15 protein-coding genes are annotated in these 15061 nt (G+C 38.1%); 7 read left to right on the forward strand and 8 right to left on the reverse strand.

Annotated elements, in window-relative coordinates; all coding sequences use genetic code 11:
* Positions 1-909 precede the first annotated feature (909 nt).
* Positions 910-1281, reverse strand: coding sequence for a hypothetical protein (locus tag CWD91_RS14850; protein WP_103441762.1), 372 nt, complete (start codon positions 1279-1281; stop codon positions 910-912).
* A 198-nt stretch (positions 1282-1479) separates the two neighbouring features.
* Between CWD91_RS14850 and CWD91_RS14855 the strand changes: the two genes are divergently transcribed.
* On the forward strand, positions 1480-1983 hold the full coding sequence (locus CWD91_RS14855; RefSeq protein ID WP_103441763.1) for a heme-binding domain-containing protein: 504 nt from the start codon (positions 1480-1482) through the stop codon (positions 1981-1983).
* Positions 1984-2077: 94 nt separating this feature from the next.
* On the opposite strand, the gene CWD91_RS14860 is transcribed toward CWD91_RS14855, so the two are convergent.
* Entirely contained in the window at positions 2078-3514 is a 1437-nt protein-coding gene (locus tag CWD91_RS14860; RefSeq protein ID WP_103441764.1) for a glycoside hydrolase family 32 protein, read from the reverse strand.
* A gap of 101 nt (positions 3515-3615) precedes the next feature.
* Entirely contained in the window at positions 3616-4392 is a 777-nt protein-coding gene (locus tag CWD91_RS14865) for a ThuA domain-containing protein (RefSeq protein WP_103441765.1), read from the reverse strand.
* 435 nt (positions 4393-4827) lie between these two features.
* On the opposite strand from CWD91_RS14865, the gene CWD91_RS22585 reads away from it, so the two are divergent.
* Complete coding sequence (locus CWD91_RS22585; RefSeq protein WP_262509687.1) at positions 4828-5001, forward strand: heme-binding domain-containing protein; 174 nt, start codon at positions 4828-4830, stop codon at positions 4999-5001.
* An 86-nt stretch (positions 5002-5087) separates the two neighbouring features.
* Here the strand turns inward: CWD91_RS22585 and CWD91_RS14870 are convergent, their stop codons facing one another.
* The 3 genes from CWD91_RS14870 to CWD91_RS14880 form a co-directional block, all read right to left on the reverse strand.
* The gene (locus CWD91_RS14870) at positions 5088-5390 is read right to left on the reverse strand and encodes a DUF1330 domain-containing protein (RefSeq protein ID WP_103441766.1); all 303 of its coding nucleotides are present in this window, start codon (positions 5388-5390) and stop codon (positions 5088-5090) included.
* A gap of 221 nt (positions 5391-5611) precedes the next feature.
* Entirely contained in the window at positions 5612-6280 is a 669-nt protein-coding gene (locus tag CWD91_RS14875) for a hypothetical protein (RefSeq protein ID WP_157943804.1), read from the reverse strand.
* A 63-nt stretch (positions 6281-6343) separates the two neighbouring features.
* A complete protein-coding gene (locus CWD91_RS14880; protein WP_103441768.1) occupies positions 6344-7414 on the reverse strand; it encodes an FAD-dependent oxidoreductase in 1071 nt (356 codons plus the stop codon).
* 817 nt (positions 7415-8231) lie between these two features.
* On the opposite strand from CWD91_RS14880, the gene CWD91_RS14885 reads away from it, so the two are divergent.
* The 5 genes from CWD91_RS14885 to CWD91_RS14905 all read left to right on the forward strand — a co-directional run bounded on the left by CWD91_RS14885 (position 8232) and on the right by CWD91_RS14905 (position 13282).
* Positions 8232-9539 carry a Gfo/Idh/MocA family protein gene (locus tag CWD91_RS14885; protein WP_103441769.1) on the forward strand — a complete coding sequence of 436 codons (1308 nt, stop codon included), beginning with the start codon at positions 8232-8234 and terminating at the stop codon, positions 9537-9539.
* A gap of 142 nt (positions 9540-9681) precedes the next feature.
* Positions 9682-10461: a 3-keto-disaccharide hydrolase gene (locus tag CWD91_RS14890; RefSeq protein ID WP_239985804.1), complete on the forward strand. Its 780-nt coding sequence runs from the start codon at positions 9682-9684 to the stop codon at positions 10459-10461.
* A 135-nt stretch (positions 10462-10596) separates the two neighbouring features.
* Complete coding sequence (locus tag CWD91_RS14895) at positions 10597-11901, forward strand: nucleoside permease (protein ID WP_103441987.1); 1305 nt, start codon at positions 10597-10599, stop codon at positions 11899-11901.
* 37 nt (positions 11902-11938) lie between these two features.
* A complete protein-coding gene (locus tag CWD91_RS14900; protein ID WP_205164644.1) occupies positions 11939-12160 on the forward strand; it encodes a Gfo/Idh/MocA family oxidoreductase in 222 nt (73 codons plus the stop codon).
* Between the two features lie 36 nt (positions 12161-12196).
* Positions 12197-13282, forward strand: a complete 1086-nt coding sequence (locus CWD91_RS14905) for an amidohydrolase family protein (protein WP_103441770.1) — start codon at positions 12197-12199, stop codon at positions 13280-13282.
* 482 nt (positions 13283-13764) lie between these two features.
* Here CWD91_RS14905 and CWD91_RS14910 read toward each other — a convergent pair whose 3' ends face one another.
* Together CWD91_RS14910 and CWD91_RS14915 are read right to left on the reverse strand one after the other, a co-directional pair.
* Positions 13765-14376, reverse strand: a complete 612-nt coding sequence (locus CWD91_RS14910; protein WP_157943805.1) for a DUF6090 family protein — start codon at positions 14374-14376, stop codon at positions 13765-13767.
* 17 nt (positions 14377-14393) lie between these two features.
* Complete coding sequence (locus CWD91_RS14915; RefSeq protein WP_239985806.1) at positions 14394-14945, reverse strand: two-component regulator propeller domain-containing protein; 552 nt, start codon at positions 14943-14945, stop codon at positions 14394-14396.
* Positions 14946-15061 lie beyond the last annotated feature (116 nt).

Here is a 15061-nt window from a genome sequence, read left to right on the forward strand (position 1 = left end):
TAGAAAAAGATAGGATAGACTTGCCCAGAGTTTGTGTTCTGTTCATTTTTTGCATCGCCCAAAAAACGACCAGGGCTGAATAACCAAGGTACGGTGTACCTTGGTTAGGAGGAGCCAGCTGTTGCAGAGGCTAGGCTGATTTTAAATTTCTTTAAATCTACGCACTTTCCACGGCCGCACCGTCCAGACCGCTTTCACTTGGGTGAAATGCTCTTTGGACGGCTACCAACACCCAACGCGGAAACCGCTTGATTTAAAACGAAATTGGAAATAGGCCGTTCCTATGTTCCGTAAACCTACATAATGTAGAAAAATCATTATCATTAATCTAATGCTATTGAACATTGTCTTCAAAGCCTATGGTCTGGTTGGTCCCCACCGCTGGCGCGAGCGTCGCGCTCGTGCCTTTTATAGTATTCACGACAATTTCCAAAGAGTGGCGAAAACAATTGGCATTAAAACTATTACCTGATTCTAGGGGTATCCATAAATCGGAAGCCTTTACACAGCTGCGATTTTACACAGCGGGCCTAACTATCAAAAAGAAGGGAGACAATGGTAAAGACACTGATTACAGTACGAGCCTACCTCGCAGTCAGGCAGGCGTGACGCTCGCACTAGCGGGGCAGTGGAGATGTCATGGCCGCAACCTGAGCGGAGTCGAAGGGTCGGACAAGCAAAGAAACCGAAGGTTCATGAATACCTTGAAATAACAAGCAGAAATCAATGAACTAAATCCAATACTCACGAAAACCGATCTAAAAATAGTAAAGCTAAACGGCAAACCTTAAATGAAATCTGCTTTGGGGCTTGGATGACCCCTACATTGGACAATGGGAAAGTATTTTCATAAAAAAAAGCAGCTCGGTGAAAGAACTGCTTTTGAATAAGTTTAAAAGGATTTGTGGTTTATCCTTTTACCGTAACCTTTTCTACAACGATAGATTTTATACCATCTTTTTCCACCACTTTTCCGGTTACTTCTACCGTTTCAGCAGCGTTTGCAATTACTTGTTTATAGGCATCAGCTGCATTGTGGTCTTCTACCAAAAGATAAACCATTCCGTTCTCACTGAGAATTCCGGCAGGTAATCCTTTATCCAAACAGGCTTGGGCGCATTTTTTGTGGCCTTGTCCCGTAGCTTCTTGCGTAACATAACAAGACATGTCCAAAACTTCTCCTTTGATAGTTTCACTGCTTTGGGCAAAAGCGTTGGACGAGAACATAAAAAGAAAAGCCATCAATAATAATCCGAAATAAGGAGTTTTTGTGTGTTTCATAGTATATGATTTTGTTAAACGGTCTATCTCTAAAATTACAATTAAAATGGCATTAATTGGAATAATTGTAAAGAAATTATGGGGCGATGGTTAGAATTGTTTCCCGGAAAGTTTAAAAAAATTATTAGCTTAGTTCAACGGTAAAGGCATTTGCGGTCTATTTTTCTTAAAAACAGCACCTTTTTTGAACATGCAATTATGAAAACCTGGTTAAAGATTGTCCTTGCGTTATTTGTTGTCCTCCTGATTCTACAACTTCCTATATTTAATCCTGAAAAAAATTATGTCGACGCTGATACCGATGTGGACATAACAGATAAGTACGAGGTGCCAATGAATATCCAAATGGATCTATATGTGGCCTGTTATAATTGCCATTCCAATTATACCGAAAATTATCCGTGGTATTACAACATACAACCTGTAAGTTGGTGGATGAACGGCCATATTAAGAATGCCAAACAGGCTTTGAATTTCTCCGAATTTGCTACTTATCCACCGGAAACTGCTGCCAAGAAATTCGAAGCCCTTCACAAGGTCATGGAAGAGCAGAGCATGCCGCTTAAATCTTACCTTTTACTTCATGATGAAGCAAATCTGACCGACGAACAATACCAACAGATTGCCGACTGGGCAAAGGAGACACAGAAGACAGTAGAGAAAGAAATAGATTCAACCAAAAAATCTACCATTGGATTATAAATCCCTCTGAAAAACTTATTTCTTAATCCAACTACTTGAAATCAGCTATACAGTATTTTAATTAAAATACTGTAAACTAGCCCATAAAATTGGGTTACCATGTTCTTGCAATTTCATGAAACTCCATGGATACTAATTTTAATTCTCCGTCAGTAAATAGATCAACGGTATCTTGGTCGGGAGAGAAAGCAAATTGTTGCGAATATGAAAAAATGCCATTGTTCCCAAATACTTCAAGTTGCCCCCAATCGACCAATAATCTTATTTTGACATGATTTGAATCGTCCGGTAATAATTCGTTGGCTAATAAAGTCTTATTATGAATGTCATAGATTATATATCTATTGGCTACTTTAATGCCAAAAGTCTGGGCAGTGGTTTCGGTCAGATCAATTTCTAGGGAGAGCTCAAATTTCTTAGAGTGAATACCTTCCAGCAAATTTGTTTTTGGTTTTACCAACTGAACTCCCCAAGTCTTGGTGCTTTCATAAATGCTGGAAATTTCATGAATCGGATATCTGGTAATTCGTTTTTGTCCATTCACAGTTGTCAGTCCAAGAGATACTGGAAAAGTAGCGTTTCGTTCCCATCCCTTTTCTCCAATTCCACCATTCCAGTGATCCATCCAGGCCAGCTGAATAATTCGCGGATCATTATTGGGAAGGTTTCCCATTGGAAAAGTCTGGGCAGCATAAAAGTCGGGCCCAACATCCATTACCAAAGTTTCCTGATCTTTATCTTGTAGGAAAGTTGTACCATCAAACTCTCCTACAAGATAAGAACCGTTGGCATCTTGTAATACCCATTTTTTATTATTTTCATCACCATCCAATGGTAATTGAAATAAATCCGGGCATTCATAGCCAAAATCAAGATTGCTTAAAAACTCCCAATTTATAAGGTCTGGAGAGCCATAAAAAGTAGTCCCGTTTTCGTAAAGTGCCAATACCCATTGTGAACTAGGTTTGTGCCAAATAACACATGGATCTCGAGGATTGGCATTCTTTGTAAAATGTGCCACCGGATTATTGGCGTAATCATGCCATGTTTTTCCATCGTCATTGCTCCATGCCAAACAGGTACCTACGGCAGTGCCCGTATATATGGCGACAATCGCTTCTTTTTTTGAACCTGTAATTCTTTTGGCCGATTCACCGCTGACCACTACAGCACTTCCAGAATACACTTGATCGCCCGAAACGTTGCGAACGGCCTCTGCTGGCAAAAATGACTTTTGGGGAATCAATGCCACACCTTCATCTTTCCAATGTAATAAATCCTGACTTGTAGCATAACCGCCATGCCTTATTTCTTTACCCCATTGGTATATCATATGATACTTTCCTCCTTGATATACCAGTCCATTTATATCGTTCATCCATTCTGATTTTGGGCTGAAATGATATTGTCCCCGATACGTTTCCAAATAATCGATCTCATCACTATGTGGATTATATTGGGCATTTACTGTTCCCAATGTGCTTGCTATAAAAAGAACTAGAAAGGACTTTAATAGTTTTATTGTTACCATTATTCTCATGTTTATTGTAAAATTTTAGTTGTCAACGCTTGGTATAACCGTCAGTTACTTGTTACTATGTTTTAATTTTTGGTTAGGCAGTGGGAAATGAGTTAATTGGGGTTCCATTCAAGGGTATTCAATAAAACCTTTAGGAAATTCGGATTTTTGTAATCTGATACCTCATGCCCAGCCTGATAATAAAATACCATCCCTTTGCCTTTTTGACTATACCAACCAGAAGTTGGTTGAATTCTTGATCCATCTTCAGTTCTAAAACCAAATAAAATTGTTCTTTGATCATCTTTAAAACGTTGATTCAGAAACAACTCCGTATTTATTAGTTGAAAAGAACTAAATGTCCCGTCGTATTTTGAATCATATTCAGAATTAAATGTGGTGACTTTTTCATATTTAATCCCATTAGTAGTAATAAAATGTCCTGGATACAAATTCACCATGGAATAGGTCAAATTGGCCAAAACCTTCCATGGATATTCCTCATGGTCTCTTGGAAATAATTCGATACCTAAAAAGTCGAGCCATTGGGGATTTTTCATTTTTGAAGACGAAATACCATGATGCAGGACAATTAATGACCCACCATTCATCGTGTAATCAATTAATGCGCGTTCAGTTCTGGGAGAGTGTGTTTTATGAATATACATGAAAACAAAGTCAAAACCTGATATACCGGATTCAATTTCTTCTTCCTCTACTTTATTGATGATATAACCATTTTCCGTCAAGCCTTCTGCCAAGACGTCCATTTGAGGCCATGTGTCAGAAATAATTAAAACCTTATTCTTTTGTGCAAAAACTGAAAAAGGGATTAATACAATTAGTACCAACAAATATTTAAATGAAAGTGCATGTGTTTTTTGATTCATAAATATTAAAGTTTTTTTGCCCTCACTAGCTACTCAAGGTCCTATTTTCTCATCCCCTTAGTTAATATCAATTTCGGGTTTTACTTTTTTTCTATCATTAGACATTAAATATTTTGTCCCTTATGTCTCTCCATATGTAAACCTTGTGCATTATCCCATCTGCTTGCCTTTCTTAGCATTGCTGATAACAATTGGATATAGATATTGACTTTATATATTTTACAAACGACGTGTCAACTAGCCTTTACCTGAATACATTTTAGTGTCTTATAATTTCTATTAACACAATACTATTTTCGCTGTTGTAAATAGGGGGGAGTACTACAGCCAACAATTTATTATAAGCCTTCTAAGGTAGTAAATATAGGTAATGGAATTCGCTTAATCGATTAAATTTTTAAATCTCTATTGTGCAACATTATCGAAAACCTTCACTTGGTAATGAAAGAACAGAGCATGCCGCTTAAATCTAACCTTTTACTTCATGAGGAAGCTAAACTGACCGACGAACAATACCAACACATTGCCGACTGGGCAAAGGAAACACAGCAAAAATGGAGAACGAAATTGATACCACCAAAACCTTTTAAAAAAGCCCTGTTTTTATAGGGATCCACCGCTAGCAGGAGCGGCAGGCTCGCACTACCAGGACACGAGCAAGATGCTCGCGCCAGCAAGGGGGAAATAAGCAGCTACTATAATTTAGTTCCCTGGATTAAAATGGAAGATTGGATCGACTTTTCTTTTAGATGCAAGAACTTTTTTCGTTCCTCGTCATTTTTAAAATTATCAAAGTCTTCTTGCGTATTAAATTCCACCAAATGAATTTCATAAGGGGTCTCTATATTTTTTTCGATTACGGATTCCTCTGTGGGTCTAATTCTTAGAGTAAGTCTACCATTATATTTTAAAATGATGGGAATGGCAAGTTCCTCAAACTGATTAAATATTTCTTCCTGTCCGGCTATAACGTAAATAAGTTGTGTTATGTAGATCATAGTATGAGTGAATTTATGCAGAGTTGATTTTGGAGTAGGGGAGAATAACCAATGAATAGGAAACGTTGTTATTTGTTGTTTTCTGTGATTTCCGTTAACTCAATATTTAGTTTTTGGCCTCCATAATTCACATAGTTCAATTGGACAAACCCATATTTTTTATGAAACCAATAGGTCACTTCAGATCGGCCCAGGTCAAAGTTTGATACGCCTCTAACTTTTCAACAGGTTTCTAATTCGCCGTAGTTTGTCTGTACAGTCTCTTTGGATAGGATCTCAAAGGTACTTCTTACTTTCATGTGGGACCAATCCCCCCAACCTTCTTTCAATACTATATCATTGTCTGTCCATTTTTTTCCTACACTCAAAGGAAATTTAATTTGCGGAAATGGAGCTACCTCTGTGAAGTTATATTGGTTGGACCTGAAGGGATGCATCCATATTTGTTCCACATTCTCTCTTATTCCTGTACTTACAGTTTGCCACCATTCATTAGAAATGGCGCTCTTGTTGAGTTGATATAAATTAATGCTATCAACTGACTCCTTGTCAAATTCATATTTTACCAGAATCTCGTCCTGAATTTCAGGATGATGTTCCCATCGCTTTCCTATTGCCATTAATAAAATACGCTCTTGGGATATTAATTCATTTGATGCGCTATAGAATGCTGCATCAAAAGCGTAAACTCTACAGGGTTTAAAGATTTCTCTTCTTTTCTCTATTCTTAGAACAGAATCCAATTCTGGAGTCATTTCTCCAATTATGCTTGCTCTATAATCATACTTTGGCATGGGTTCTGGAGCACACCTAAAGTCAACACTTTTTTTGTTTGTGCAACTCCCAATGAGAAAGACAAGGCCAAAGAATAGGTACAGTTTATATTTCATAATAGGTTATGGTTTGAATGACAGACAGTACGAGCCTGCTTAGCTGTTAGGCGCACGTGACGCTTACACTAGCGGGGCACGAGCAAGATGCTCGCGCCAGCAAGGGGAAATAGCATCGTCAAACACCTTTCCAGAGGTATAATCATCCTTGTTCATTTTATATAAACCGTCTATTCGATAGGTTTCTCGAACGGCAGTTTCCGTTTTTAAATCCACCAGTTTCAAATTCTCACACCCCGGAAAAGTTTTTAGCGTCCTTACCAATTTTAGCAGGGTATTTCTTCCTTCCTTATTAGCCTTGGTATGTACTTCGGAAGTGGTAGAATCTGCACCCGGCACATATACATAACTATAGGGGACATAGGTGTGCTCACGACTTTCCCTTTTTGAATTTTCGAGCATGTTTTGTCTCAATACGCGGTGGTATTCTTCTGGAATCTTGGTTAAATCAAGTGAATCATAGTTATAGCCTCCCAATCTAAAGATCAGGGAGCCAGGTTGTGTATCTTTTTCTCTTAGCACATCATAACCGGCCATCGATGCAATCAATGCATTTCCAGTACAATCAATTATCTGATTGCAGACGATGGTTGTTTTTGTACCTTTTCCAACGGATTCTACGATCCATTTTCCCTTTTTAAATTCAATCTGTGTTGGAGATTCATAATAACGAATATCCACACCTGCCTCCAAGCATTTCTCTTCGGTCAATAAAGTATATAATGGAACATTTATCGTTACTTGATGTTTCCAATGGCTATCTGGAACCTTAGAGAAATTGGGCAATTTATCTCCATTCAACTCCACACAATCCATCACTAATTCCCAACCTATACCGCCAATAATTTGTTTGCCCCAAGCATGGAATATCCCCGGAAAGGCGACGCCGCCTGTAGTGGTAGTTCCTCCCAACTGACTCCCACTTTCAATCAAGATCGTTTGTGCTCCGGCTCTGCCAGCCTGAATAGCGGCAATAGTACCAGCCGTACCACCGCCTACTACCAATATCTCTGTAGTTATACTTTCTTCTTTTACAATATATGGCGCTACGAGCGATTCTTCCTTTGCAAAGGATGGTGTTACCATTCCAAGAGAGACAGCTCCCATGGATTTTAACATTGATCTTCTTTTCATGTAATTAATTGTTGGGTGATAACACAAATGTAAATAATGACAATCTAATAACTAATCCGCAATATCATGCACTAGATATTTTTTTCTTTTGAGTATTTGTATGTGCAGATGATTCAGGACGGGTTATAATTAACCGCAACAATTGTATATATGTAATTTATATCTTTCCAATTAACAAACTATAAGCCGATAAAATTCATAACATATTATGGCCCTGTCTACCGGCAGGCAGGTAAGCCAAACGCATGTATTGTTTGGCAAAACCAATACAAACGAAATTACAGGTATATCCAAATAATCTATCTTTAGTAAAAGTAAACCAATAAATATTAAATTGATCAAAGAGAAAACAAACTCCATTCGAGCCGTCTAAATATTTTATTTCGATAACTTATTGGTCATCAACTTGTTCACTATAAATTATTATATTTGGTTAGTAGCAGACTTACAAAGAAATGGCATATACCAAAAAGTTGAACCAAAGTTATATCTATTCTGGCCTTAAACTATCCAGAAAGATTGGGTCTGGAAGAACAATGACACACTTAACGAAACAAAACCTGAACGATTGAGGAATTTGGCTTTTGAGAGTTTGCGCGTATTTGATATTAATCGTTGGAAAATGGGTTATTTAAAGATCAGGTTGGACCAAGAAAATTTACTATAAAGATGCTGTTTCCGGTGAATGGAAGCTGTTGGACTATGGAGTGGTTGCTAATTTCAATTAAAATAGGGATTAATGCCGGTCTGTTCCCAAGGACAAAATGAATATTAATGATGTAATTACCCAGAATCCGGACTATGTAAATTAAAAATTATGACTAAAAAAGATATTGTTTCATTAGAAGGCTCTGACCGAAGATCCTTCATAAAAAAGGCGGGGGCAGCTACACTTTTTAGTGCTGCGACCCTAAACGCTGGTTTTGCAAATCCATTCCTTACTCAGAATAAAGTATTGAAGGTTGGCTTGATAGGTTGTGGGGGTAGAGGTACGGGTGCGGCCGTACAGGCACTAAGTGCAGACCCTGATACCGTTTTGCATGCTATGGCCGATATTTTTGAGGATAGACTGACCAGTTCTTTGGAATTGTTGAAGAAAGAACATGGACAACGAGCAGATGTGAAAAAAGAAATGCAATTTGTTGGTTTTGACGCTTATCAGAAATTAATTGATTCCGGTGTAGATGTAGTGCTTTTGGCCGAGCCCCCGGGATTTAGGCCAAAACACTTTAGCGCGGCCATTGACGCTGGTAAACATGTCTTCTATGAAAAACCCGTTGCCGTGGACGCGCCTGGGGTACGTAAAGTCTTGGAGGCTGCAAAAAGAGGCAAAGAAAAGAACCTTTCCATAGTTTCTGGCCTCTGTTTTAGATATGATTTACCGAAACAGGCCCTCTTTGGAAAAGTATTGGGTGGAGATATAGGGGAAATAAAATCCATTTCCTCAGTTAGAAACGGGGGTGAACTTTGGTATAAAGAACGTCAATCGGATTGGAACGATATGCAATATAAAATGCGCAACTGGTATTATTACAATTGGTTGAGCGGGGATTTTATTGTAGAAATGTTCGTCCATAGTACGGACATGATTTCCTGGGCAATGGGAGAACGAATGCCATTGAGTGCAACCGGGGTAGGTGGAAGGCAGTGGCGTACGGATAAAAAGTACGGCAATATTTATGACCACTTTGCAGTAGAATTTGATTACGGGGGTGGTTTAAAAGGAAATGTTTCCACAAGGCAACTTAATGGAGGGTCGTCCAGAAACTCTGTAGAAGTCGCCGGTACATTGGGAAATGCATTTTATCAGGGAAATAGACATGAGATTTGGGGCAAAAATGAATGGAAGTATGAAGGGGAAACAAACGATATGTACCAAAGTGAGCACGACGGATTGTTTAAATCCATACGTATGGGAAGCGCTATAAACGATGGGGAAATGGCCGCCAATAGTACCTTGATGGCTATAATAGCTAGGGATGCGGCTTATTCCGGACAAACGATCAGTTGGGAAGAGGCCATGAACTCCAACGTATCCCTTGGTCCCGAGAACGATGAGTACAGTTGGGATTTAAAATATGACGGTCCAGGAATAGCGGTTCCGGGAATCACCACAATGATTTAATTATAGATTTAGCAATTTAGAGGTGAAGAGTGCTCAAAATTGCTATTTTTATGGGAATACTTTATTCTGCTGTAACTAAAACTACGTCGGGGAATTTGAAGAACAGCTATTTTATTTTGATAAATAATTTAACCATATAAACATGAAGAAAACTTCGATTAAGAGAAAATCTGCCCTTTTATCGGTCTTGTTAATTGTAATGATTGCTTACCAGGCCGAGGCCCAGAACGAAGCATTTGAATTTGAATTTGGCGAGGAGGATACCTTTGAGAATTTGATTTCAGGGAAGTCGGGAGAAGCATCTACCATTAAATGGATCAATGTGAATACCGTTAAAGAGGGGTGGACAGTAGGTGAAGATGGGGTATTGGTAAACTTGGGCCATCCAATTGGGGTAGTAAGATCGGAGAAACAATATGAAAACTTTATTCTTCATGTAGAATGGCGACATATGGAAGCAGGGGGCAATTCTGGAATATTTGCATGGAGCGGTGCCGATCCAAAGGGAAATTCCCCACTGCCGGACGGTGTTGAAATCCAGATGTTGGAATTGGACTGGGTAAACATAAATGCAAAAGATGGTGTTCAACAGCCCATAGCCTATGTTCATGGGGAAGTTTGGGGTGTAGGGGGAGTGGTGACCCTACCAGATAATCCACGGGGGGAAAGAAGTAAGTCCGTAGAGAATAGATGTAAGGGAAAGGGTGAATGGAATACCTATGACGTAGTATGTGTAGATGGGGTCATTAAACTTTCTGTTAACGGAAAATTTGTAAATGGTATTTCTAAATCCACTCAAAAGAAAGGTTATTTCTGTCTCGAATCTGAAGGTGCGGAGATTCATTTCAGGAATTTAAAAGTAATAGAATTGCCGCCAGGGGTAACTACTGCTGAGCAGATAGCTCCTTTGCTTAATAAATAGTTGGGAATCCTATGGATGAGTAACAACAAGTCCGATTATAAAAGGTGAGTTTTTCCGTTGTTTCCAAAGCATATTCAGTTTAACCCCTTAAAATTCATTGCATACAAAAATTTAACCAACCAACTCACCACCTCCATGAAAAACTCAGTAAGATTGCGTTTATCCGTTCTAATGCTATTGGAGTATTTTATATGGGGAGCGTGGTATGTTACCATGGGCACCTATCTTATGTCCTCGTTGGAGGCAAATGCAACACAAGTGGGGGCAGCATATGCAAACCTTTCTATCGCAGCCATTATTTCTCCTTTTTTTGTTGGTCTGGTAGCTGACCGCTTTTTCTCCGCACAAAAGGTATTGGGGACATTACATTTAATGGGTGCTGCCACCTTATATTATATAAGTACCGTGGAGCATTTTCAAAAATTTTGGTGGTTGATTTTGCTATACACATTATTGTATATGCCAACGATGTCCTTGGTTAACTCTATTTCCTTTTCGCAAATGGAGGATCCCGATAAGGAATTTCCACGGATTAGGGTTTTAGGAACCATAGGCTGGATAGCAGCGGGACTTTTAATAGGGTTTATGGAGTTGGAGACTTCTTTTATGACCTTCCGCATTGCGGCATATTGTTCTTTGGTGCTTGGTATTTTAAGCTTCTTCTTGCCAAGTACCCCGCCTACAGGTAAAAGCGCAAGCATTTCTGCCATATTGGGACTGGATGCCTTGGTTTTATTTAAGAAAAGGTCATTTATTGTTTTTTTTGTCAGCTCTATTCTAGTTTGTATCCCATTGGCTTTTTATTACAACTTTGCCAATCCTTTTCTGAATGACATAGGGATGGAAAATGCTGCAGCTAAAATGACTTTGGGGCAGGTTTCCGAACTTTTATTCATGTTATTGATGCCCCTTGCTTTTAGGAGGCTCGGAATTAAAAAAATGATGCTGATAGGTATTTTTGCTTGGGCAGTACGTTATCTTTTATTTTCTTATGGGGATATAGGTCCAGGAATTTGGATGTTATATTTTGGAATTATATTACATGGTATATGTTATGATTTCTTTTTTGTTTCCGGTCAGATCTATATTGATAAAAAGTCCAAACCCTCCTTTCGAAATTCCGCCCAGGGGCTTATCACTTTTGCAACTTATGGGGTGGGAATGTTTATTGGCTCATTTGTTTCAGGAGCAGTAACCGATGATTTTCTTGTCAACATTAATGACATCTTGAGCTACCAATGGGAATCCATTTGGCTGGTTCCAGCTATAATTGCTTTATTGGTGGGTTTGTTATTTATGTTTTTCTTCAGGGAAAAACTTGTAGGCACTTTAGAAGTGGACAACAAGGTGCCGCACATTTTACCTGTTATGGACAATAGGGGTCAAAAGGATTTGGTGGGCGGTTTAGCCGATAGTGCTGATCTAAAAACGGAAAGATAATTCCCTAAAATATGTACTAATAAAATTTAATAATAATATGGTTAATAAAAGCAGTCCGGTACGTGTTCTGGTAGTGGGGTGTGGAAATATGGGTGCATCCCATGTAACGGCTTATCACAATTTAAAGGAATTTAAAATCTTGGGTTTGGTTTCAACGGGCAAGAGTAAAGAGGTTCTAAACAATAAGTTGGGAGGTTCTTATCCGTTGTTCAACAATTTTAAAGCAGCTTTGAAAACCACTGATCCGGATGCCAATTAATACCAATATCATATAAAAACTATAAAAATTAAACAGATGAAAAAACCATGGATTGCCTTATTAATACTATTAACGATTTCTTGTGGGGAAAAGAATGAATATTATACTTTGGACGATTTTGACAAGGTAGATAAAATTGATACCCACATTCATGTTTTTGCAGATCGGAACAGTTTTGTAAATCAAGCAAGGAAAGACAATTTTCGTTTGCTGAATATTATGGTCGACCTTTCAAAAGGCGAGGAACTTATTAAAGAACAATATGATTATTGTTTGACTCAAAAGAAAGGGCATCCTGAGGATTATGAGTTCGCTACCTCCTTTTCCATAGAGGATTGGGATAACCCAGACTTCACAAAGAATACCATTTCCTGGTTGGACAAGAGTTTTAAAGAAGGGGCCATAGCTGTAAAGGTTTGGAAGAATATCGGTATGGTTTTTCGTGATAAGGATAACGAGCTAATAATGGTGGACAATCCCAAGCTGGATACGATATTCGATTATTTAGCCAGTAAAAAGATACCATTGATAGGTCATTTGGGAGAACCAAAAAACTGTTGGCTTCCGCTAGATGAAATGACAACCAACAACGATCGGAAATATTTTTCTGAACATCCTCAGTACCACATGTACCAACATCCGGAACTACCTTCTTATGAAGAACAGGTGGCTGCTCGGGATCGTATGCTGGAAAAACACCCCGATCTTGTGTTTATTGGAGTACACATGGGGAGTCTAGAGTGGAGTGTTGATGAATTGGCGAAACGGTTGGACAAGTTTCCCAATATGTCCATAGACCTCGCTGCCAGAATGGGGCAAGTTTTTTATCAAACTGTAGAAAATAGGGAAAAGGTTCGTGCCTTTTTTATTAAGTACCAAGATCGGATCCTCTATGCAACCGATTTGGCCGATGATGGCAAGGAAAATGTCAAAGAAATGCAGAAGGAGATGCATAAAATGTGGCTTACGGATTGGCGGTTTTTCGTTACCGATGAGGTTATGACCAGTGATCTGGTAAATGAAGAGTTTAAGGGATTAAAACTTCCCAAGGAAGTTGTGGATAAAATATTTTTTCAAAACGCAAAAAAATGGCTTAAGATGTTTCCAACAAATGGAATTTGATCTTATGAACAGTTCGGTGATTAACTTAAAAGAAGAAAATTTCCAATATCATCTATTCAATAAAATTTTCGCTGTTGGGCAGCGGGTGGAGTACTACAACCAAGTGTTTGTTACTATTGGCATTTACTAAATCTATAAAATATGGCTTTGTTGGTTGTATGGTATTTCTTGGTGGTGCTAGAGAAGGGATTGGTACTGCCAACAAAAATCCAATCTTTGGGGTATACTGTTTACCATATTTTATAAAATCTAATGGATTGTGCGGTCTTTATAAAGATGCACAAACCCCGAGAACAAGCCCGTATTGTTTATAGGTGTTGTTGTACTTTCGCCTACCAAGCTTTTTAGCGTGGTTATTCTTTTATTTCTTCATTTATTGCGGTAATTAGACGTTTAGCTGACTGAATATTAGTTTTCATTATCCCTACGTATCGATTTATGGTAAATATTTGAAAATTTACAAGGCTTGGAAGCTTTACATCTTACATTTTTTCAATAACTACTGCCGGTATAACATTTGCATTAACACCTACCGGAAAATTGTCGAATATATAACTCTCAACATTCTCAGCTACAAACTTTTCGTGCCAATCACTCAAATCGTTAAAATACACAGAGGTAACTTCGTAATAATTAACTACTTCTTCTTTCAGCTTTTTATTCTTAATAAGATTTAACTTGTTATTGTCTTTCAAAGAATAGTAAGCAGAACCAAAATTTCTCGGGTCAAAATTTTTTGTTAAGAAAAAACCCATTGATTCTAATTTTAGAGTGGCATAATTACGTTGAGATAATAATTTTAAAAACTCTAATGTAGGAACAACATCATCTATATGATTGTTGTAAAATACTATATCTTGTTTCAAGTCGTCTATCATCAACTCCAGGGAATGTTTTAATTCTAGATTTTCCTTTCTACTTTCATTCCAATTATTGATTTGTAGCGCAATCAAAATTCCAATCACTACAAGAATAATTTCACCAATCGCATAAAGCAAATACTTACTGAGTTTGCCTGCACGTGACGGACTGGCACCTTCGGGCGGGTTTTCCATTAGCAATTGTTGTCTAATACGTCTGAAGAACTTGATCATATGTTTTGTTTTTTTGCCTACGCACTACGGTGGGGGAGTCCATCTTTGATTGTAAAATTTTTAAATGATTTGCCATTGTACCTGCTTGCTCCGCCTTCGGTACAGAACCAAATATTGCCGGTTTTATCTTCATAAATATCAGTAACCCGATCATTGGCAAGTCCGTCCATTGTTGTAAAATTCCGAAAGGATTTCCCATCGTAATAATAAACCCCAGAACCAACAGAACTGAACCAAAAATTTCCCTTTCTATCTTCTAAAACGGAAAAGAAGAGGGCCGAACTTACTTTACTTGTGATATTGGTAAAAGATTTACCATCGAACCGAAAAATACCGTCAAATGCTGCAATCCAAATGTTACCATTTCTTTCTTGCTTGATGGTACGAGTAATGCTGTTAGGTATGGTGGAATCTATTACATCCTTGGGTTTAGGTCCGTTGGGAGCGATTACGTCTTTTGTATCGGACTGGATAGAATCTTTTGGTAGATGGGTATTTTTTTGTCTTTTACATAAAGTGCAAAAAATAATCACCAAGGACAAAGCCAATAATTTCATGAGTTTTTTCATTTTTATTATTTAATTGTAACCAACATTTATGTATATGGAAAGTTGCGTATTTGTGTGCTGTTATTTCCTCAATCTTTTATGTGTTTCCTCGTTACTGTAAATCAGACGTAACAAAA

It is taken from the genome of Arenibacter hampyeongensis, from assembly GCF_002909255.1.
Classification (GTDB): Bacteria; Bacteroidota; Bacteroidia; order Flavobacteriales; family Flavobacteriaceae; genus Arenibacter; species Arenibacter hampyeongensis.